Here is a 19545-nt window from a genome sequence, read left to right as displayed (position 1 = left end):
CTCTGATTTACAATGGGGCGATCTGAAAGAGAGAGACACGTCATTACGGTTAAATTTTGACAGGGCAAACGGGAACTATGCCAGGCATATCCTTAAGTTAACACAGGTGGAATTGCATCCCCCCTAACCCGAGTTCTCATTATCTCAGGGGACGTCAGGTTCGATGTTTTTTTTTTGCAGTGAACCATAGCTGGCTCTGTTGATTGTGAAAATACTGGAGAGTGTGATGGCGCATGGACTGACCTTTGGTTAATACTTTACCTTCCTCATAGCACTCGGTACAGACAGCACATAAGGCCGGTGGTTCCGCAAAAATACCGGTATCTCATTTCTGGCTTTACGCGCCTCTGTCACATTCCCGTATTCCCCGTAAAAGACAAAATAGACGGGTGGTGAACTATTCTTTCTGAATATATAAAAATTATCCGACGCCCTCTTGTATTCACGCTGGGAGAGGATACCCTTGATCTTCGCCTCGGCCTCGTCTGAAGAGAGCATCATAAGCTGCATAGTATAACTGCCGTCTCGTCTCCCGGCCAGCCATGGAAAACCCGCTTCCATCCTGTTTTCGAGAAGCGTATCCCCGGTACCAGAAGTAGCAACAGAAATCTCTGTATTTTCAGCAACAGGCGGGGCAGCCGCTTCCTCAACAACAATGGCCTGGCTGAGTATCGGCTTCTTAATCTTTTCCTCAACAGGTTGTTCTTCCTGCTGAATAGCCATTCCGCCCGCAGCCTCCGCAAAAGATTCTTCAGCTGCTGGTTCCGACGGGACTATTTCCAACTCCCCGGTTTCGGCTATAGTCGATTCAGTAAGAGGCTCAACCGTTTTGAGTATTTTATATGGAGTGCTTGAAATAACCTGTATTTCCCGCTTTTCAGACTCGGCCAGGGTTGAAATCACGATGTTCGACTCACCACTGTCCGCCGGCTCAGCAACTTCAGCAACGATCTGCTTATACGTGGTCGGAGCAATCAGGGGAGTCTCACCAGTCGTTACCTGATTGACTTCTTCCTCTTCAACCTGTGACATTGCAGGAGAAATTTCATGAGGCTCAGGTAACGGTTCGGAAACGGTTTCTTTCTTAGCAATATCAGAATTCTCGATACCTGAGGCTTCCGGTTCCTCGATTTTGACTGGTTCGCTCACTGTTACTGAATCACCAGCAATTTGTTCTGTTTGCGCCGCAGGTTCTTTAACAGCACTTTCAGGGTACGCGAACGGCTTGGCGACAACTTCTGGAGCCGTTTCCACAAGTAGAGGATCCGGTTCTCTATCTAGCGGAGCAACCTGTTGCTCTTCACTCTCCAGTGGCATTGCAGCTTCCGGTTCCTCGATTTTGACTGGTTCGCTCACTGTTATTGAATCACCAGCAATTTGTTCTGTTTGCGCCGCAGGTTCTTTAACAGCACTTTCAGGGTACGCGAACGGCTTGGCGACAACTTCTGGAGCCGTTTCCACAGGTAGAGGATCCGGTTCTCTATCTAGCGGAGCAACCTGTTGCTCTTCACTCTCCAGTGGCATTGCAGCTTCCGGCTCTTCATGAGGCTGAGCGGCCTGAGTATCCACAACCTCCTGAATTTGCCCAATATGCTCCTCACGCTTTTCATGAGCAGTCTTTGCCGGTGCAGGTACAGATTCCCTCACCTTCTCCGGTACAGGAGCACCAGTTATTTCTTCTATCGGAGCAGTAGCCTGGTCAACCGTCTCCTGCCCAGCCTCGCCAACGGACCCACCCTCCTGTTTATCACCTCCCGAAAAAAGTAGTATGAACACCAGGAGAGTTACACAAACACCGACACCGATTATCTGGTTTCGACGGGAAAGTTTTGTTACCGTATCAGCAATGCGCTGAACGCCCCTTTGAAACTGCCGTATGCTCCTTTGAAGCGTAACGGCAACATCAAGAGTCTTTTTTTTCTGTGTGGTCCCAGCCGCCATTTCCGCCAAGGCAGCATCACGGTCATCACTGGAACTGATCCGAACCGCACAATCATAGATCCTGTTAATATTGCCACCGGTGATGTCGTGTATCTGCTGAATTGCCGCTGGCAGATACGAGCCGGAAACGCCGCTGGTCTGGTTATGTGCCAGAAAATCAAGATATGTCCCGGTATCTGCAACACTCAATGGCTTGACGAAATATCGTTTCTCAGGCACTTCCCTGAAATTGACAATACTTAGTTGTTTCAGGTTTTCCAGGAGCAGAGGGCGGCCACACAGGACAACCTGCATTTTCACACCCTCCAGATTCAGCTGGTCAAGCATTTTCCTGATCCGCTCGAGGGTGGCCAGGTAAATCTTTTCAGCTCCATCAAAGACGGTTACAACCTGTTTACCTATTTGTTGCAGCCTTTCACCAATGATCTCGATTGATGAACTCATCCCGCTCCGGGATACATCAACTTCGCCACAACCTATTGTCCGGGCAACTTCACGAACGACATCTTCGAACGACTCTACGGTCCTGTCGAAAACAACCGTCAACCAGTCGGACGGTATTTCCTTGACGGCCATACGGCAAAGGGTACTCTTCCCCTCACCTTTTTCGCCACTGATCACAATCACAGGGATCATATTGCAGATATCACGCACAATATCCTCTGCGATAGCTAAACGTACGGCACTGCCATAAAGCAATTCAGACTCGGGACCAATAGTGTCGTCATTCCCTGTTTGAGAGGACATCATTTCTGTATCGCTATCGGTATTCATCGATACTATCGTCATACAATTTCACAGTATACTTACAAAAATTAAGGAGCTATAACGGCCAAATAGACCACTATCTCCCCAAACTTGCCAAAATGGCAACAAACTTTTCCATTCTACCACTGCCCGCCTGATGCTTCAACAACTACTCCATACCCGCTTTTCATGATGTGCCATCCTCCCGCAATGTATGGATTTCCCGCATTTTCAGCACCACCTGTAATATTGACATCTTCATCCACGGCAGGTAAGGTCCGTCATGCCAGTTTTTCAGCTCAACCGTCAACCATTTTTCCCCGATCCTGATCTCGCCGAGGAGAACGGACTCCTTGCCATCGGTGGGGACCTTCGCCCTGAGCGGTTGATCGCCGCTTACAGGCAGGGAATTTTCCCCTGGTACTCTAAAGGGGACCCCTTACTGTGGTGGTTCACTTCACCAAGGCTGGTGTTATTTCCCGAAGAATTTCACACTCCCCGTCGACTGGCGAGAAAAATTCGGCAGCAACCGTTCACCATCCGTTTCGACACAGCGTTTGAGAAGGTAATCACAGCTTGTGCAGGATCAAGAATCAGGCATGGGGAAGAGACCTGGATATTACCGGAAATGAAGGAGGCTTATTTGTCCCTACATCAACTCGGGTACGCCCATTCTGTGGAGTGCTGGCAGGGTGATCGTCTCGCGGGGGGATTATACGGTGTACAAATGGACAGGGTTTTCTTTGGAGAATCAATGTTTACTATAGTCTCAGACGCCTCAAAAATTGCGCTGGCGGCCCTCGTCGACAGATGCCTCGACAAGGGTATGAAAATGATCGACTGCCAGATGACAACCCAGCACCTTGTCAATTTCGGTGCCCGTGAACTCTTGAAAAAAGATTTTATTTACAATATTGCTCAATGGATTCAATCAACAGAACCTGAAGGGAAGTGGATATATGACAAAGACAACTAACACGACATGCCCAGGCTGTTCCCGCAAGAAAGCGGTAAAACCTTACGGTGAGACAGAACTCTGTTCTGAGTGCCGGGCCATTGCCAGCGCCCTTGAGGATCGCCCTGGGCAGATAGACAACATCGGCAGGCTACTGAGCCTCGACGAAAGACCGGAAGAATTGCCGGAAGTTCTTGATGCTGTCCGGTACCGAACCTGTGATCGCGACCGCAACACCTGGTATGTCTCCGTCAGTGAACTGGAAGGAGACCCGGTCGAGATATTTGCCTCAACCGCATTTGACAGGGATCAGCACCTGCAATCGAGAATTTCCAACCTGACCACTATTACCAGGCTTATCTCTCTCATCCTGCGTCATATATCCCTTGGTGAAAAGCTCACGTTAGAGAAAACCCTGACCCAACTCTACCGGAGTTCACGCCAGCGAAATGACCTTCCGGAAATGCTTGTGGATGTATTGAGTAAATACTGTGGCAGACCAGATGAAATCAAGAAGGAAGAGCACGAGACCCCTTGATATGGACTGATAAGAAATCCAGGTTAACGCAGTACTCAAAAATTTACTGAAAGACAAAAAGGGATTAACATTCCAGAGAAAATTCATACAGCAGGTGGGAACGATCAAGGTGGCGTAACGCCCTTTGTAATACATAAAGATTGGGCACTTTGAAATTCACCTGCCAGGCGGGTTGCCGGGTCGAATAACTGCTCAGCATCTGCAGGTCGGTCACCTCCACATCGGCCGGAATTGCTCCCAATACCCGCATCACCTCCGCTCGCGAGGCCTTCAGGATATGTAACTCCTGCTTGAGGTAGACCTTGGTCACCCGTATCCGCCAGAGGATATCCACGGCATCTTCACGGCGAAATTTAATAGACTGTAGTCTCTCACATTTTTTATGATGTACGGAGAGACCCATTTCAGTCAGCAGAGCGCAGTTGTCCTTGGCCGTCGGATTCGGTTTACAGCAAGAAGAAAGTTTGACACAAACCGGATCCAGGGTGGTCAGTTCAATCTTGTTGAAGGCCCCGGTCGGAGTATACAGAGGGGACTCGCCTCCAAACATTTCGGTTTTCAACCGCATCATCACATCGTACAATCTTAACCGCCCTTCACCAAGCCGCCCATACAATTCGTCGATATTTTCCAGACGGAACAATTTGAGAACCATCTCCAGCTTTTCGCCTTCGAAGATGGTAAAGGGAAACCCGTACCGCAGCATCTCCTGTCTCAGCAGGGACTCACCAACCCGGCCTGTTACTTTTCGCCTGCGTACCCGGAACCCCTTGGCCAGCTCAGCCCGAGCCCGCGGGGTCTGGCAGATGTTGATCATATGCTGTTCAAAACGAACCGGCTTGGGAGCCCTGATAATCCGCACCATTGCTCCATCGGAGAGCACATGATTAACACTGACTCGACTGTTACGAATCATAGCCCCCAGGCAGGTCCGCCCGATCTCGGTATGAACACGAAAAGCAAAATCAAGAACTGTGGAGCGATGTGGCAGACAGATAAGGTCTCCCTGCGGGGTGTAGGTGTACACCTCCTTTTTCCCACTGGCCGCGATAACTTCCCGGTAGGAAAACGACTCATTGGTACTCAGCACATCGAACAACTCCTGAATCTCCTTGACAAACCTCTGGGGAGTCCCACTTCTCGAACTCCAGTTCCGGAACAGTCCGCGTTGCGCCTTCCGGGCCATATCCTGGGTGCGAATCTTGAACAGGAACTTCTGGCCCTGAATAATGGCCCTGGCATGTAACCCCTGGTATCCAGTCGGTTTCGGATTGGCTATAAAGTCCCGTATCGTTCTGGGAATCGGTCGAAATGTCTCATTGACGACTCCAAGCGCCCTGTAGCAGGAGTGACGGTCATCCACCACAATGAGAACTTCCATAGGGGTTTCAATACGTTTAAGGAGAATTCTGTTCGGGGCATCGTAGTAGGCCCAGAGATCCTTGGTGCGCAGTGTAATTGTTGCAGGCAGTTCATACTCTTTTGCCGACTGCCTGAGTGCCTGGACAATTTCCAGGCCAAGTGGCGAATTTGCCATCTGGCGGATCTGTCCATTGAGTTTCGCACCCTGCTTGGGGTACTTATACAAAAGCGCGAGATTATACATCTCGCGCTTTAAACTAAACAGACCGAACACCGTTGCCAACGGAGCATAGATATCGATGGTTTCATCGGCTATTCGTTGACGCTTTCGTTTCGGCAAGGCCTGCAAGGTACGCAGATTGTGAAGCCTGTCCGCCAGTTTCACCAGCATAACCTCAGGTCTCAGTGCAGCACCGGAGAATATTTTACGATGGGTCCTTTGGGAGTTTTGCTGCTTATCCCCGGAAACATGAGTCACCTTGGTGCACCCTTCAACAATAGCCTGCACATAAGCGCCAAAACGCTGTTGCACAACCTCCCCCGTAACTTCTTCCACATCCTCCACAGTATCGTGAAGCAATGCGGCTGCAAGTATCTCGGGGTGAGAGATATCCATCTCTTCAATCATGATCTTGGCAACGGAACAGGGATGCAGGATGTAGGCATCTCCCGACTTGCGCCACTGGTTGTGGTGGGCCTCTACGGCAAAATCAAGGGCGTCCCAGAAAACTTCCTGGAGTGGGGTATCGGCAAGCAGATCCTGCATCTGCTTCCGGTAAGAGTCTATATCGAAGGGGGTTTGTCGCATTCTTCCGCTGATGCAAAACTAACACGAGCCAAACACATCACAGGTATGATGACTCGTTAATCCTTCCCCTGTGTGACAGAGCATGCTACACTGGGGAAAACAATACAAAAATTACACAATATATTTTAATCTAACAGAATTCTGCCAAGAGAGGTAAAGAAAAAGAGTAAATGGCCAAAAAAAGACAAGCAAGGACACGTTCCCGGGTTAAAAACGACAAACGACGCAGTCAACCACAATTACGGGCACGTTCCAGGGCCATTGAGAATTCGATTATACGCTTTCTTTATGCTTCCGGCTCACCTGCAACAATCCAGGAACTTACCAGAGAGATTTCAGGCAAGCGGCGTCCTGACAGCGATATACATACCGTGCTTACAGGCTTACTTAATGACCGAATCGTTGTCAAGGCAGGAAAAAGCCGATATACCCTGGCTGATAATGCCCCACTCTACACCGGCACCCTGCAGCTCCACCCTCGCGGATTCGGATTTATTCCCGTTGAAAGGCAATGCACCAAAGCTCCCAAGCCGGAACATGATATTTATGTCTCGGCCAGAAAAATGGGATCTGCCATGCAGGGTGATAAGCTCCTAATCCGGTTATTGACCCCGCACACCTCAGATCGCCCCGAAGGTTCTGTAATATCAATAATCGAAAGGGGGCCGGACACCGTTGCAGGACTCTTCAAAAGAGAAGGAAAGCATGGGTTGGTATACCCTGAAGACCCCAGATTTCCATTTGTCATCCGGGTTTCGCAAAAACAACATCCTGATCTGAAGGATAACATCTACGTTATTGCCCGATTTGTCCAACCGGAAAAACCGGACCGATACCTCACCGGCACCATCACCGAGATCCTCGGTTCACCTGATAATATCGATGTCCAGATGCGACTGGTCATCGAAAAACATCGACTTCCCCATTTATTTAGTGACGAAACAATAGCAGAGGCGAAAGCACTTCCAGAGGTAATTGAGACAAGCGGAGACAGAGAGGATCTTCGCTCGATCCTACATGTCACCATCGATGGTGAAACCGCCAAGGATTTTGATGATGCAATTGCCGTTGAAAAAAACAGAAATGGATATCGGCTGTATGTCTCCATCGCTGACGTATCCCATTTTGTCCAACCAGGGAGCGCCCTGGATCGGGATGCATACCAACGAGGAACGTCCATCTATTTCCCGGGACGGGTCATCCCCATGCTACCGGAAAAAATTTCAAATAACCTCTGCAGCCTGGTTCCCGAAGAAGACCGGTTGACAGTGACGGCAATACTCGACTTTGACAGCCAGGGAAAGAGGGTGGCCAAGAGATACTGTCGCTCTGTCATCAGAAGCCATAAGCGCTTTACCTATACCGAAGTACAGGCAATATTAGACGACACCAAGGGTTCGATAGCAAAAGAAAACAAACGTTTTCTGGAAATGTTACAGGATGCTGAACGACTGGCCCGCCAATTACGAGAACAACGTATCGAGCGTGGCTCCATTGGCTTCACTCTGCCGGAACCAGAGATCACATTAAAAGAAGACGGCACAATCGACTCCATCAAAAGGGCCAAAAGGGATTTTTCCCACCAGCTTATCGAGGAATTCATGCTCGCCGCTAACGAAGCGGTGGCAGAAACCTTCACCCAGCACCGGAGGACCTGCCTCTATCGTATCCATGAACTGCCTGATCGAGCCAAGGTAGTGGAATTTGCCACTTTTGCCAAAACACTCGATCTCGACCTGCCCAAACCGGAACTCAAACCTCAATGGTTCGGAATAGTGCTTGATTTGTGCCAGGACTCACCCAAAGAGTACATCGTTAACAACCTGCTGCTCAGAACCATGCAGCAGGCTCGGTATTCAACAGAAAACAAGGGACATTTTGCTCTTGCCTCAGAGGATTACACCCACTTCACCTCACCCATCCGCCGCTATCCTGATCTTATTGTCCATCGGGAATTGTGCCAATTACTTGAGGAGAAACAAAAAGGTATCGCCCGCAAGACATCCTCGCTACCCGCCGAAGACAGCGGGGAATTCCTCTCTGGACGCGAGCGGGCAGCTGTGACGAGTGAGAGGGAAATGAACGACCGGCTCAAAATGCTGTATATGGAAAAAAGGCTCGGCACAACATTTCCTGCCATCATCTCGGGTGTCACCGATTTTGCATTTTTTATCGAATTACTTGACCTTTTTATCAGCGGCTCCGTCCCGATAGAGTCCCTTGAAGATGACTACTATCTCTTTGACGGTAAACACCACAGACTGATCGGGGAGGTCAGTGGTCGTACTTTCCAGATTGGAGATATCATAACCGTCAAGGCCGAAACAATAGATAAAGAAAAAAACCGGATCATTTTCAGTCCCACATCAACGGAATAACGGCATCTACAAACCAAACTACACCAAAACCCTGACACTTAAATTCGCTTCACAGTTGATTGCCGCTTGACTTGCGTGCCAATTTCGAATTAATACTTTATAGAGTAGAAAGAGATTCAAACACACTATCAATCTACGAGGCTTACGTCTCAGTCGCTCAGGAGGAAGTATAAAGATGGAAGAAACCAATTGGTTTATGACAATTATCAGCAATCCCTTCGCCAGGGGACTGGCAATCGGTTTTATCGTATGTGTGATCATTTACCTGCGTGGATTATTACGCAGACGTGAACTCGCCAAGGAAGTAGACAGACTGAGAACTCACCTGCATACTAAGCTTGAAATCGATTCTTCAGAAAATGAACGCCGCAAGAATGAGATGACACGTCTCCAGCAGGAACGTGACAACCTGCGTATCACTGTCCAGTCGCTCAACCAGAAACCTGGTCGTAAAGAGATTCGCCAGTACTACATTTACCAGACAGCTATCGACATTATGTTCGAGAAGGCACCTGGTTTCGCTCCGGCCTGGCAGGTTACCTTAAAAGAGGCGGAGAGCCTTTTTGAGAAATCAGAGAGCGGTGTTGTACCGTTGCTCAAGAGACTTATGCCCACCTCTGCTGACAAGCAGGCTGAGGAATATGAAAAAATCAGTAAAATTTCAATGGATACACAGAAAACAAATTAACTGAAAACCAAAATATTTCTGATACAGCATTTACCGTTATAAGAGGGATTGGTCTTCAACCGATCCCTCTTTTTTCTTTTCCCCCATCCACGGTTACTACGCTCCCCTCTACCGGTTTCATGTCAATGCACCACGAAAATTCATTACTTAGCCACGCCGCTATCGTTCTTGTACGTCCGAAATACGCCGAAAATGTCGGGGCTGCAGCCCGGGTTGCCTTCAACATGGGCATTTCCAGACTTATCCTTGTCAGGGACGAAATGCCAGATCAGGAAGCCATGGCAAAAATGGCCACTCATAAGGCGGCTCACATCCTGGAACGGATGGAATTACACCACAGTCTTGAAGACGCTCTGGCACCATTTTCCATTATTGCCGCAACAACCGCCAGAAGAGGCAGGAAAAGGATTCTTGAAAAAACCCCACGCGAACTCATCGAAACTGTAATACCGGATCTCCACAATAACCAATTGGCGATCATGTTCGGTCCGGAAAATACAGGACTGACGAATGACGAGATAAAATATTGTCAGTATGTCTCGGCAATCCCCACTGCCGAATTTTCCTCTCTGAACCTGGCGCAGGCTGTGGCCATTCACTGTTACGAGCTGTATTACCAGATCGTTCACCAACCTAATGCAATTATACCCAACCCATCGGTAGCCTCCTCCTTTGAGCTTGAAGGCATGTATGAACATGTAGAGGATGCACTATTACGTATTGATTTTCTCGAGGAAAAAAGTCATACATACTGGATGAATAATATTCGCCAGTTCCTGGGACGCATACGACTCACACCCAAGGATGCGAAAATTATCAGGGGGATATGCCGGCAGTTTCTCTGGCATCAGGATAATAGATAATTTGGGAGAACGGATTCTTTGTTTTCCCTGGTTTGAGCAGGGACGCTCGGCCTTCGGTGCAGAACGACCTGCATGTACAAGGGGGGATTACCACCGATGATGGACCAAATGACCAGCACCTTGCCGTTCGCCATCCCATCGAACAAGTTTTACCCGCCGCATATCGACCCGTCCCAATCCCTGTTACGTGAAGACCTCCTCAGCCAAAAGCTCCCTCAACAGATAACAGCCAAAAAAGCCATTATTGTTGAAGCCCAGGCGGGACAGGGCAAAACGACCCTGATTTCCCAATTCCTTGATCATAACGGCTTCTGCTATCTCTGGTACCAGGTTGGCCCGGAAGATTCAGATCCGGTTATGCTCCTCTCTTCACTGCTGGCCAATTTCACCCTCAAATACCCTGAGTTCAGCTCACCGCAACTGGCGACCATCCTGAGTGAAGGTTCGGTAGGCCCTTTAGATCTCCAGACCTGTGCCAACATCCTGCTGGGTGATATCAACAACTTTCTTGACCATGACCTGTACATCGTCTTCGATGACCTGCACCTGATATCAGGTGCCATGCTCACCAAAAATCTGCTTGAATACCTGCTCGACACCTCACCGCCCCGGCTTCATTTTGTCCTCTCCAGTCGACATCCGCTGGAAATGAAATGTAAGACATTGCGCGACGCCAACCGCATCAGCTATCTCAACACCAGCGACCTGGCCCTTTCAGATATCGAAATTGAGGACCTGTTCAACTCGGTACTGAACACCTCTATCACCCGCAAAGATGCAATGGACATCTACCGGGTTACCAATGGCTGGATCATGGGTATTGTCCTGGCCAGCCACCCAATGTCAGGCCGGGCCCGTTTCTGGCAGCAATCAAATCTCGATGAGCTGCAGCAATCCCCTGACAGCCAGGGTCATATGCTTGATTACTTCCAAGACGAGATATTCGACAAAATACCTGAATCATTACACAACGCTTTTCTAAAGCTTGCCTTTATAGGTGAAATACCGGTTGACCTCGCAACGAAGCTTACAGGCATTGAGAATTTTGACACGATCCTCTCAGAAATGGCGAGAGAGAATTTCTTTGTCTACCATCTTGACGATTCTAAATCGGTGTTCAGGTTCCATCATTTTTTCCAGGAATTTTTGCAACTGCGTGCTCAACAGACACTGAATCAGGAGGAGATCAACCAGATCTACACTGATGAAGCCGAGTACTATCTGGCTAAAAATATGCTGGAGAAAGCATTAGCCAGTTACAAACATGGCGGCGACTACCTGACCATGGAACGACTCCTCCGTGAGCAGGGTATGGAGTTGATAGCTAAAAACCGTACTCTTACCATCCTGGCCCTGCTCGACTCTCTGCCTGAAGATATTCTGTTTCAACACAGCTGGCTTACCCTGTACGCCGGCCTCTTGCGGAATGACTTCACTCCTCAGGTGACCCTGCCCTACTATGAAAAGGCAAAGGAAATTTTCATTGTCGATGGTGATGAAACCGGAGAGCTGCTCTGCCTGTCTCAGATGATTTATTTCCATTTTGTCATTTCCGGGCTCTATAATATCGGTGCCACACTCCTGCCCAGAACTGCTGAATTACTGAAAAAGAATAAAGAGACCTTACCGGACCATGTACAGATAATCGCCGCCAGGAACCTCGCTTCAGGTTACTGCTTTTTCACCAGCGATATGGAGCGCGCCCGCTCATCCATCAACCTGGCCTCAATCCTCGCAACCCGCCAGAACAGTAAAAACTTCATCGCCTCTGTCTCTTTCATCAAGGGATATATCGAACTGTTCAGCGGCAACCAGGCACGATACCTTCGGGAAGCAGAAACCTGCTATGAACTGCTCAACGATCCTCTGGTCGGCATGTCCAATAAACTGACCATCAGGATCATGTATCTGGCGTACCTCTCCATGACCGGAGATTTCCTTAACTTCAAGATTCATCAGCAAGCATTGCAGGAGTCCATTGATGAAAGGGTAGTCGAACAGACTGTTGCAGCACCTTACATGTATGTATGGGGGGCCATCTGCTATCTCTCAATGGGGCAAACAGAAACTGGCATGGAACTGCTCAACAAGGGTTTTGGCATTACCTCAACCGCCTCAACCAGTCATATGCATAGCCAGATCCTGCAGTGGATGGCCTTTGGTTCCGCCATCCAGGGTGATACTGAACATTCACTTGAGCTTATTGCAGAATCTGGTGAAAACCGGCAAAAGGCAGGTGGTCCTTTTTATATCGCCTTCCACCATATTATGGCAGGGGGAGTCTATACCCGGGCCGGAGAGCCGGAATCAGCACTAAAAGCCATTAATGAAGGTCTTCGGGTGGCTGAGTCCATACCATCCACCTTTCTCTCCATGTGCGGCTACTTTAACCGTGCCTACTACCGCCTCTTAACGGATGGCCCTGAAGATTCACTCGATGACCTGGACAAAGGTCTCTCCCTGATGAAAAATAACGGGTACACTCATTTTTGGGGATGGGAACCAAAGATGATGATGCAGCTTCTTACCACAGCCATCCGGTTCGATATTGAGAAGAGCTTCTCCCAGGCGTTGTGTCGGGCACGACTTATACATAATATAGATGATGAAGGAACATTGTTGCCCCTGCTCAACTTCACCCTGCTCGATAGATTTCAGCTGCAACTTGGTGAATCAGTTGTCTGCCGGGCCAAAGATCTTACCCCTTCCCAAAGAGAACTTCTTGGTTTGTTGATTACCGCCAAAGGACAGCGTATCAGCCAGGAAAGAATCCAGCTCGAACTCTGGCCGGATAACAGTCCGGAAAATGCCCGCAAAAGTTTCGACACCCTCTTAACCAGGCTGAGAAAGGAACTTACCAAGAATTCAGAGTTGCCCGTTAAACAGTATATTTTCATGCAGAAAGGAATCCTCTGCCTCGACAATTACCAGATGGATGCCCTGCAATTTTCTGAAGCCGCCCGCAAAGGTATGGTCCATGCAAAGAATGACGACTGGTGGCAGGCTGGAAATGCTTTTCACCAGGCACTCTACCACTGGAAAGGCGTTCTGCCAGAAGATACCTTCAAAAACGAGCAGGTCCTCACCTACAACGATCAACTCGTCAACATCCTTATTGAATTCACCAAAATATGGGCCAAACACGTGGCGGCATCTGGCAGGACAGATGAGGCGATAAAGCTGATTGAGCGTGCCCTCGGAGTGACATCACTGGAAGAACAACTCATAACCCTGCTCTATGGCTTGCACCTCAAGAACAATAATCCCCTGAAAGCAAGTGAGACCCTTGAACGCTATAAAACAGCGCTCCTGAAAATCGAATACTCAGAAGAAGAAGTCGAGGACTACCTTCGCGATGTCGTACACACTGCCCAGGAGATTGTGCGTAACCTGGGGTCAGTTTCAATTCTGTAATCGAACGAACCCTTTCGAATTACCACAACGTGAAAACTCGCCAGAGCCCCCTTTTTTCACCAGATCAGGCGGTGCTCGAGGCACAGTTATAGCAGTAGCTGGCAGAAGACTTTATATTCGGTTCAAACGGCGACCTCAGAACGCACGGAACGGACTGCCTCCCCCATTTCAAGACACCTTTGGAGACCATTGTGCATGAGCCGGTGACATCACAACTTCGCTTAATTCCAGGAAATATATGGAATAAGGCAAGTCGGCCCATTGAGCATGAGAGATTCTGGATAGCAATGGCCCAGGCATTTCAGATCAGTTAAAATTCACAACTGAAAAAACGCGGCAAGGAGCAACATCGTGACGCACGACCTGCTCAATCCCCACAATACGCCACGTACTGGTTCGATATTTGCAAGTCCAACACAAACTGTCATAAATCAAAACCATTTCCAAAGGGAAATTGATGATATCAGCACAACATTCAGCACTGTCGGCCTTGCAAGCATTCTCCACCCGGGTCCACTCAAATGCCAACAACATAGCCAACACCAACACTGAATCCTTCAAAAGAACACGGGTTACCCTGGCATCAACTGAACCGCAGGGAGTGAAGGCAAATGTTGAGAAGGTGAACACTCCTGGCGCCGTGGTATTTGAAGAAGGCCCGGAGGGCACGGAACAGAAAGAATTATCCAATGTGGAAATCTCGACGGAGTTTCCGGAAATGAACCTGAATTCAGCCCTGTACAAGGCCAACCTGAAAACTCTCCAAGTTGCCGATGATATGACAGGAACCCTACTCGAGCTTAAGGCGTAACGTCCCCAAACTCCTCCTCTCACCTTAAGCCGGGTAGTTGTTAACCCCCTTTAGCGGGCATGCTTCGCAAAGGGGGTTCTTTTTTTTGCAGTACTCTTTGGACACCATGACTATCAGTGCATGATATTCATTAAACAACTGATGGTCATTCGGCAACCGGTCTATGAACTCCTGCTGCATCTCGTGATAATCAGACTCTTCCGGAAATAAACCATGACGTGAAAAGACCCGGTGCGTATACGTATCGATGACAAAGACTGGATGGTTCCCAGCGTACAGCAGAATTGCATCGGCAGTTTCCGGCCCCACCCCTTTTACTGAGAGCAAGTTATGACGGGCGCTTTCTGTTTTATCCGAGAGCAAAAAAGAGAGCTCACCGTCATACTCCCGGCTTATCATAGCCAAGAGGTTCTTCAACCTGCGGGCCTTGAGATTATAATACCCTGATGGCCGAATAGCCTCCGCCAGTTCCTCCATGGGAGCGACGGCCAACGCCTCATAAGAAAGCCAATTCATAACCTTGAGGTTATCGATCGCCTTGGCCACATTTTGCCAGTTGGTATTCTGGGTAAGCACTGCTCCAACCGCTATCTCAAAAGGCGTCTCACCAGGCCACCAGCCCTGATACCCGAAATGATCCAGCAATAATTCGTAAACATAGGTGAAAGCATCTGTATTTGCCATGAAGCCTGATTAGAACTCCCGCCACTTGCCTTCTGAGTCACCCAGACAGATCCCGATATCCTGGGCGGTCAGCACCTTGTCGCTGTCTAGATTCACTTTTTTGCGAGCCTTGATGGCATCGGCCAACGGCACGGCAACCATTTTCGAATTGGCCAAGGCGACCATCTGGCCAAAAATATTTTCCTGGACCAGACGAACAGCAGCAGCACCAAAACGAAGAGCCAGCAACCTGTCGAAGGTGGTAGGTGACCCTCCACGCTGCAGGTGGCCGAGAACAAGCGAACGGGTATCCTTTTCTGTACGTTTTCGGATCTCACTTGCTACATACTCACCAACACCGCCAAGGACAACTTCTTCACGGCCGAGCTCCCCCCCACCCTTATTGAATATCTGTCCATCCTTCGTCACAGCTCCCTCAGCGACGACAACAATGGAATACTGTTTTCCATGCAGGTCGTTATCGGCTATTTTTTCGCAAACCTCCTCCATATCAAAAGGTATTTCGGGAATGAGGATAACGTCCGCACCACCTGAAATCCCGGAATAAAGGGCAATCCAACCCGAGTCGCGTCCCATCACCTCTACGACCATCACCCGGTCGTGGGATTTAGCCGTGGAGTGGAGTTTATCCAGCGCCTCCGTAGCTGTCGATACAGCCGTATCAAACCCGAATGTCCGGTCTGTTTCCTGCAGATCATTATCGATTGTCTTGGGAACCCCTATTACCGGCATCCCTTTTTCCGCAAACCTGTTGGCTATTTCCAGACTGCCGTCACCACCAATAGCGATATGGCAATCGAACCCCATTCTGTTGAAATTACTGAGTATCCTATCTGACATATCAACGACTTGAATCTCACCCGCCAGATTTTCCACAGGTTTGGAAAAAGGATTCCCTTTATTTGTTGAGCCAAGAATCGTCCCTCCCATGGAGTAGATGCCAGCGACCTCCTTTAAGGTCAACCGTTTCATATCATCAATATCCAGAAATCCACCATACCCACTTCGACTGCCATAGACCTCCCAGCCCCTTTTGTAACAGGAGTGTACTACAGCATAAATCACAGCATTCAGGCCAGGAGCATCCCCCCCACCTGTCGATATCACAATTTTTTTCATTTCAACGCCTTTCCTGATAGAGTTAAACTCTCTGTTAACCTGCAATCAATCCTAATTCCAGGAAATGTATATGTTCTTTATGGAATACGAAAAAGTAAGTCATAGAGTCGATATACCAGAAATCTACCACCCCGGTCGACCGTGGTACAGAAAAAAAGCACCAGAAATGACCAGTGAATACCCTGTAAATACATAAGGATTTGCTTAAATATATTACACACAGCTACCACCAATGTCCATTTCGCGATTGACTTATCTGCAGTACACCTTATTTTGTGGGGGAACAGAAAACGGTTCTTGTACCAAGACAAACCCCAAAATAGTACTTTGGTAGCGATAGCCACCATAGTTACAAGGAGGCATTATGTCTGACTTTAATGTGACAGACTTAGCTGTAGAAAAGCTGAAAGAGTATATGGAGCAGAACAATATTGATTCTGCACTCCGTGTTGCTTTAATGCAGGGTGGCTGAGCTGGCCCATCCCTGGGACTGGCTCTGGATGAGCCAAAAGATAATGACAAAGTGTATGAAAACAGCGACCTTAAATTCCTGGTTGAAGAAAGCCTGCTGACCACATGTGGTTCTATCAAGGTTGACTTCGTCGACGCTGGCCCACGTTCAGGTTTTGGAATTACCTCAACCAATCCTATTGGCGGTGGCGGTGGCTGCGCAGGCTCCTGCGATTCAGGTAGCTGCGGCTGATTATCCATCAGCAACTGACGTTTTCTGCACTTCGTCCGGATAAACGTGTCCGGACAACATAGCTGTACGTAAAAGGAGATACGGGACAACCGTATCTCCTTTTTTCATTCCTGCCCACTAGTGTCAATTTCTTGACACCCATATCCTCCATCCTTATCGTATCCGCACATAGGAAATGACAGTAAATCTCTTCCTATATTCTCTGGAGAGTAATGATAGTTCACCCGCAGTAAACAGGAGAGAAAGATGCAATTTGATAAATTTACCCTCAAATCGCAGGAGGCTATCCAGTCAGCCCAGAAGATAGCCCGCGACAGCTCACACCAGGAGATCAGGCCGGCCCATCTCATCAAGGCGATACTCGAACAGCCAGGTGGCGTGGTTGTACCGGTTTTGAAAAAGATGGAGATTGATCCCTCTTTAGTACTCATGGACTGCAACCAAAAAATCGAGCAGCTTCCGAAAGTATCAGGCAGCGGCGCGGGACAGGTATATGCCTCCGCCGCCCTCCAAAAGATACTTGATAAGGCCTTCTCAATCGCTTCCTCCATGCAGGACGATTATGTCAGCCAGGAACATCTTTTCCTTGCTGCACTTCAGGGAAAAGACAGTGAAATAAGCAGTGCTCTTGCCGCTCGAGGCATCACTGAAAAATCTTTTCTTGAAGCATTGCAAACAATCCGTGGGGAACACCGGGTTACAGACCAGTACCCCGAAGAAAAATACCAGGCCCTGGAAAAGTATGGTCGCAACCTCACTGATCTTGCCAAACAAGGCAAACTCGACCCGGTAATTGGTCGGGATGACGAGGTTCGGCGTATCATCCAGGTGCTTTCCCGGCGAACGAAAAATAACCCGATCCTCATAGGCGAACCAGGAGTAGGTAAGACCGCAATTGTCGAAGGGCTGGCCCAGCGTATTGTAAATGGTGACATCCCGACCTCACTAAGAGACAAACAGGTAGTTACCCTTGACCTGGGGGCACTCGTTGCAGGGGCGAAATACAGAGGAGAGTTTGAAGACAGGCTGAAAGCAGTTTTGAAAGAAGTCGAACAGCGCAGCGGGGAGATAGTCCTTTTTATTGACGAAATCCACACCCTCGTTGGAGCGGGTGCGGCGGAAGGGTCAATGGACGCGTCAAACATGCTCAAACCCGCCCTGGCGAGGGGCGAACTACATTGTGTGGGCGCAACAACCCTTGACGAATATAAGAAGTATATTGAAAAAGACAGCGCCCTCGAACGAAGATTCCAACCGGTTCTCGTGCAGGAGCCCACCACTGAAGATACCATTGCAATTTTAAGGGGCATCAAGGAAAAATACGAACTTCATCACGGCGTGCGTATCCAGGATGGTGCAACAGTTGCTGCCGTTACCCTCTCAGACCGTTACATCACTGACAGGTTTCTTCCGGACAAAGCGATCGACCTTATAGATGAAGCGGCTTCGCAGCTGCGTATCGAGATCGATTCTATGCCTGTAGAGATAGACGAGCTTGAGCGGCAGCGCATCAAGCTTGAAATAGAGCAGGAGGCCTTAAAAAAAGAAAAGGACAAGGCCTCCCAAATCCGCCTGGAAGATACCAGACGAAAACTTGCCGACCTGGGAGACCGACTGCACGGCATGAAAGGCCAATGGTCTCTTGAGCGAGATACCATTCAGCAAATTCGTGATATCAAGACAGCAATCGATGAAGCACAGGTTGAGGAGCAACTTGCTGAACGCACAGGCGATCTGAGCAAGGTGGCAGAGATACGTTATGGCAGGATTGTGCAGCTGGAAAAGGAGCTTGAAGCAGCAAACGACAAACTCCGAGAAATCCAGTCCGACCATATGATGTTAAAAGAAGAAGTCGGCGCTGAAGATGTTGCCACCGTTGTAGCTAAATGGACTGGTATCCCAACGGATAAACTACTGGAAGGCGAGAAAGAAAAGCTGATAATGGCAGAAAAGGAGCTTTCAAAGCGGGTAATAGGCCAGGAAGAGGCAATCCATTCAGTATCCAATGCTGTTCGCCGGGCCCGGGCCGGCCTGCAGGATCCCGACAGACCGATTGGATCATTTATATTTCTTGGTCCTACCGGTGTGGGGAAAACTGAACTTGCCAGATCACTTGCAGACTTTCTTTTCGACAGTGAGCAGGCAATGATTCGCATAGACATGAGTGAATTCATGGAAAAACATTCCGTTGCCCGACTGATCGGGGCCCCTCCGGGCTATGTCGGTTATGATGAAGGTGGTTATTTAACAGAGGCGGTCCGGAGACGACCATACTCCGTCATCCTGCTCGATGAAATAGAGAAAGCGCATCCTGATGTGTTCAACATACTCCTGCAGGTTCTTGACGATGGGAGGATGACAGACGGTAAGGGGCGAACTGTCGATTTCAAGAATACTATCATGATCATGACGTCAAACCTTGGTAGCCAGTTGATCATGAAAATGACAGAGGACGGATTATCCCCAACTGAGATCAGATCAGGTATTAATGAAATCCTCCATGAAAGATTTAAACCGGAATTCCTCAACAGGAT

General features: G+C 48.8%; 14 protein-coding genes (1 of these 14 cut by a window edge). 9 read left to right on the top strand and 5 right to left on the bottom strand.

Translation table 11 applies throughout. From position 1 onward, the window contains the following. Positions 1 to 249 precede the first annotated feature (249 nt). Both GA520_RS02140 and GA520_RS02135 read right to left on the bottom strand, forming a co-directional pair. On the bottom strand, positions 250 to 2715 hold the full coding sequence (locus GA520_RS02140) for an AAA family ATPase (protein WP_163339940.1): 2466 nt from the start codon (positions 2713 to 2715) through the stop codon (positions 250 to 252). Positions 2716 to 2828: 113 nt separating this feature from the next. Next, positions 2829 to 2954, bottom strand: coding sequence for a hypothetical protein (locus tag GA520_RS02135; RefSeq protein WP_255494428.1), 126 nt, complete (start codon positions 2952 to 2954; stop codon positions 2829 to 2831). 17 nt (positions 2955 to 2971) lie between these two features. On the opposite strand from GA520_RS02135, the gene aat reads away from it, so the two are divergent. Continuing rightward, on the top strand, positions 2972 to 3664 hold the full coding sequence (aat, locus tag GA520_RS02130) for a leucyl/phenylalanyl-tRNA--protein transferase (RefSeq protein ID WP_163339939.1): 693 nt from the start codon (positions 2972 to 2974) through the stop codon (positions 3662 to 3664). Further along, positions 3648 to 4181 (top strand): hypothetical protein, encoded by a 534-nt coding sequence (locus GA520_RS02125; RefSeq protein ID WP_240910240.1) that lies wholly within the window; start codon positions 3648 to 3650, stop codon positions 4179 to 4181. The genes aat and GA520_RS02125 overlap by 17 nt, the downstream gene beginning before the upstream one ends. A gap of 64 nt (positions 4182 to 4245) precedes the next feature. Here the strand turns inward: GA520_RS02125 and GA520_RS02120 are convergent, their stop codons facing one another. Continuing rightward, complete coding sequence (locus GA520_RS02120; protein WP_163339938.1) at positions 4246 to 6351, bottom strand: HD domain-containing protein; 2106 nt, start codon at positions 6349 to 6351, stop codon at positions 4246 to 4248. Positions 6352 to 6521: 170 nt separating this feature from the next. Here GA520_RS02120 and rnr point away from each other — a divergent pair, with 170 nt between their 5' ends. The 5 genes from rnr (at position 6522) to GA520_RS02095 (ending at position 14505) form a co-directional block, all read left to right on the top strand. Then, positions 6522 to 8729 (top strand): ribonuclease R, encoded by a 2208-nt coding sequence (gene rnr / locus GA520_RS02115; RefSeq protein ID WP_163339937.1) that lies wholly within the window; start codon positions 6522 to 6524, stop codon positions 8727 to 8729. A 175-nt stretch (positions 8730 to 8904) separates the two neighbouring features. Further along, positions 8905 to 9417, top strand: coding sequence for a hypothetical protein (locus GA520_RS02110; protein ID WP_163339936.1), 513 nt, complete (start codon positions 8905 to 8907; stop codon positions 9415 to 9417). Positions 9418 to 9542: 125 nt separating this feature from the next. After that, positions 9543 to 10280: an RNA methyltransferase gene (locus tag GA520_RS02105; RefSeq protein ID WP_240910239.1), complete on the top strand. Its 738-nt coding sequence runs from the start codon at positions 9543 to 9545 to the stop codon at positions 10278 to 10280. Between the two features lie 96 nt (positions 10281 to 10376). Further along, positions 10377 to 13694, top strand: a complete 3318-nt coding sequence (locus GA520_RS02100; RefSeq protein ID WP_163339934.1) for a winged helix-turn-helix domain-containing protein — start codon at positions 10377 to 10379, stop codon at positions 13692 to 13694. A 457-nt stretch (positions 13695 to 14151) separates the two neighbouring features. Next, complete coding sequence (locus tag GA520_RS02095; RefSeq protein WP_163340051.1) at positions 14152 to 14505, top strand: flagellar basal body rod C-terminal domain-containing protein; 354 nt, start codon at positions 14152 to 14154, stop codon at positions 14503 to 14505. 24 nt (positions 14506 to 14529) lie between these two features. On the opposite strand, the gene GA520_RS02090 is transcribed toward GA520_RS02095, so the two are convergent. Together GA520_RS02090 and GA520_RS02085 are read right to left on the bottom strand one after the other, a co-directional pair. After that, positions 14530 to 15189, bottom strand: a complete 660-nt coding sequence (locus GA520_RS02090) for an endonuclease III domain-containing protein (RefSeq protein ID WP_163339933.1) — start codon at positions 15187 to 15189, stop codon at positions 14530 to 14532. 9 nt (positions 15190 to 15198) lie between these two features. After that, the gene (locus GA520_RS02085) at positions 15199 to 16308 is read right to left on the bottom strand and encodes a 6-phosphofructokinase (protein ID WP_163339932.1); all 1110 of its coding nucleotides are present in this window, start codon (positions 16306 to 16308) and stop codon (positions 15199 to 15201) included. 364 nt (positions 16309 to 16672) lie between these two features. On the opposite strand from GA520_RS02085, the gene GA520_RS27010 reads away from it, so the two are divergent. Both GA520_RS27010 and clpB read left to right on the top strand, forming a co-directional pair. Continuing rightward, positions 16673 to 17011: an IscA/HesB family protein gene (locus tag GA520_RS27010; RefSeq protein ID WP_370362737.1), complete on the top strand. Its 339-nt coding sequence runs from the start codon at positions 16673 to 16675 to the stop codon at positions 17009 to 17011. Positions 17012 to 17257: 246 nt separating this feature from the next. Then, positions 17258 to 19545, top strand: the 5' portion of a protein-coding gene (clpB, locus tag GA520_RS02070; protein WP_163339929.1) for an ATP-dependent chaperone ClpB. Its footprint extends 316 nt past the window's final position; 2288 of the gene's 2604 nt are visible here — the first part of the coding sequence; it begins with the start codon at positions 17258 to 17260; its stop codon lies beyond the right edge, outside the window.

Origin of the sequence: Desulfopila sp. IMCC35008 (assembly GCF_010646885.2) — a bacterium.
GTDB lineage: Bacteria > Desulfobacterota > Desulfobulbia > Desulfobulbales > Desulfocapsaceae > Desulfopila.
Note: the sequence above shows the minus strand (reverse complement) of the source record. Positions and strands in the feature narration are given on the sequence as shown.

What these genes read in the sequence shown, in the direction of transcription:
- GA520_RS02140 (WP_163339940.1), bottom strand. Translation starts at nt 2,715, where the DNA reads ATGAATACCGATAGCGATACAGAAATGATGTCCTCTCAAACAGGGAAT.
- aat (WP_163339939.1), top strand. Translation starts at nt 2,972, where the DNA reads ATGCCAGTTTTTCAGCTCAACCGTCAACCATTTTTCCCCGATCCTGAT.
- GA520_RS02125 (WP_240910240.1), top strand. Translation starts at nt 3,648, where the DNA reads ATGACAAAGACAACTAACACGACATGCCCAGGCTGTTCCCGCAAGAAA.
- GA520_RS02120 (WP_163339938.1), bottom strand. Translation starts at nt 6,351, where the DNA reads ATGCGACAAACCCCCTTCGATATAGACTCTTACCGGAAGCAGATGCAG.
- rnr (WP_163339937.1), top strand. Translation starts at nt 6,522, where the DNA reads ATGGCCAAAAAAAGACAAGCAAGGACACGTTCCCGGGTTAAAAACGAC.
- GA520_RS02110 (WP_163339936.1), top strand. Translation starts at nt 8,905, where the DNA reads ATGGAAGAAACCAATTGGTTTATGACAATTATCAGCAATCCCTTCGCC.
- GA520_RS02105 (WP_240910239.1), top strand. Translation starts at nt 9,543, where the DNA reads ATGCACCACGAAAATTCATTACTTAGCCACGCCGCTATCGTTCTTGTA.
- GA520_RS02100 (WP_163339934.1), top strand. Translation starts at nt 10,377, where the DNA reads ATGATGGACCAAATGACCAGCACCTTGCCGTTCGCCATCCCATCGAAC.
- GA520_RS02095 (WP_163340051.1), top strand. Translation starts at nt 14,152, where the DNA reads ATGATATCAGCACAACATTCAGCACTGTCGGCCTTGCAAGCATTCTCC.
- GA520_RS02090 (WP_163339933.1), bottom strand. Translation starts at nt 15,189, where the DNA reads ATGGCAAATACAGATGCTTTCACCTATGTTTACGAATTATTGCTGGAT.
- GA520_RS02085 (WP_163339932.1), bottom strand. Translation starts at nt 16,308, where the DNA reads ATGAAAAAAATTGTGATATCGACAGGTGGGGGGGATGCTCCTGGCCTG.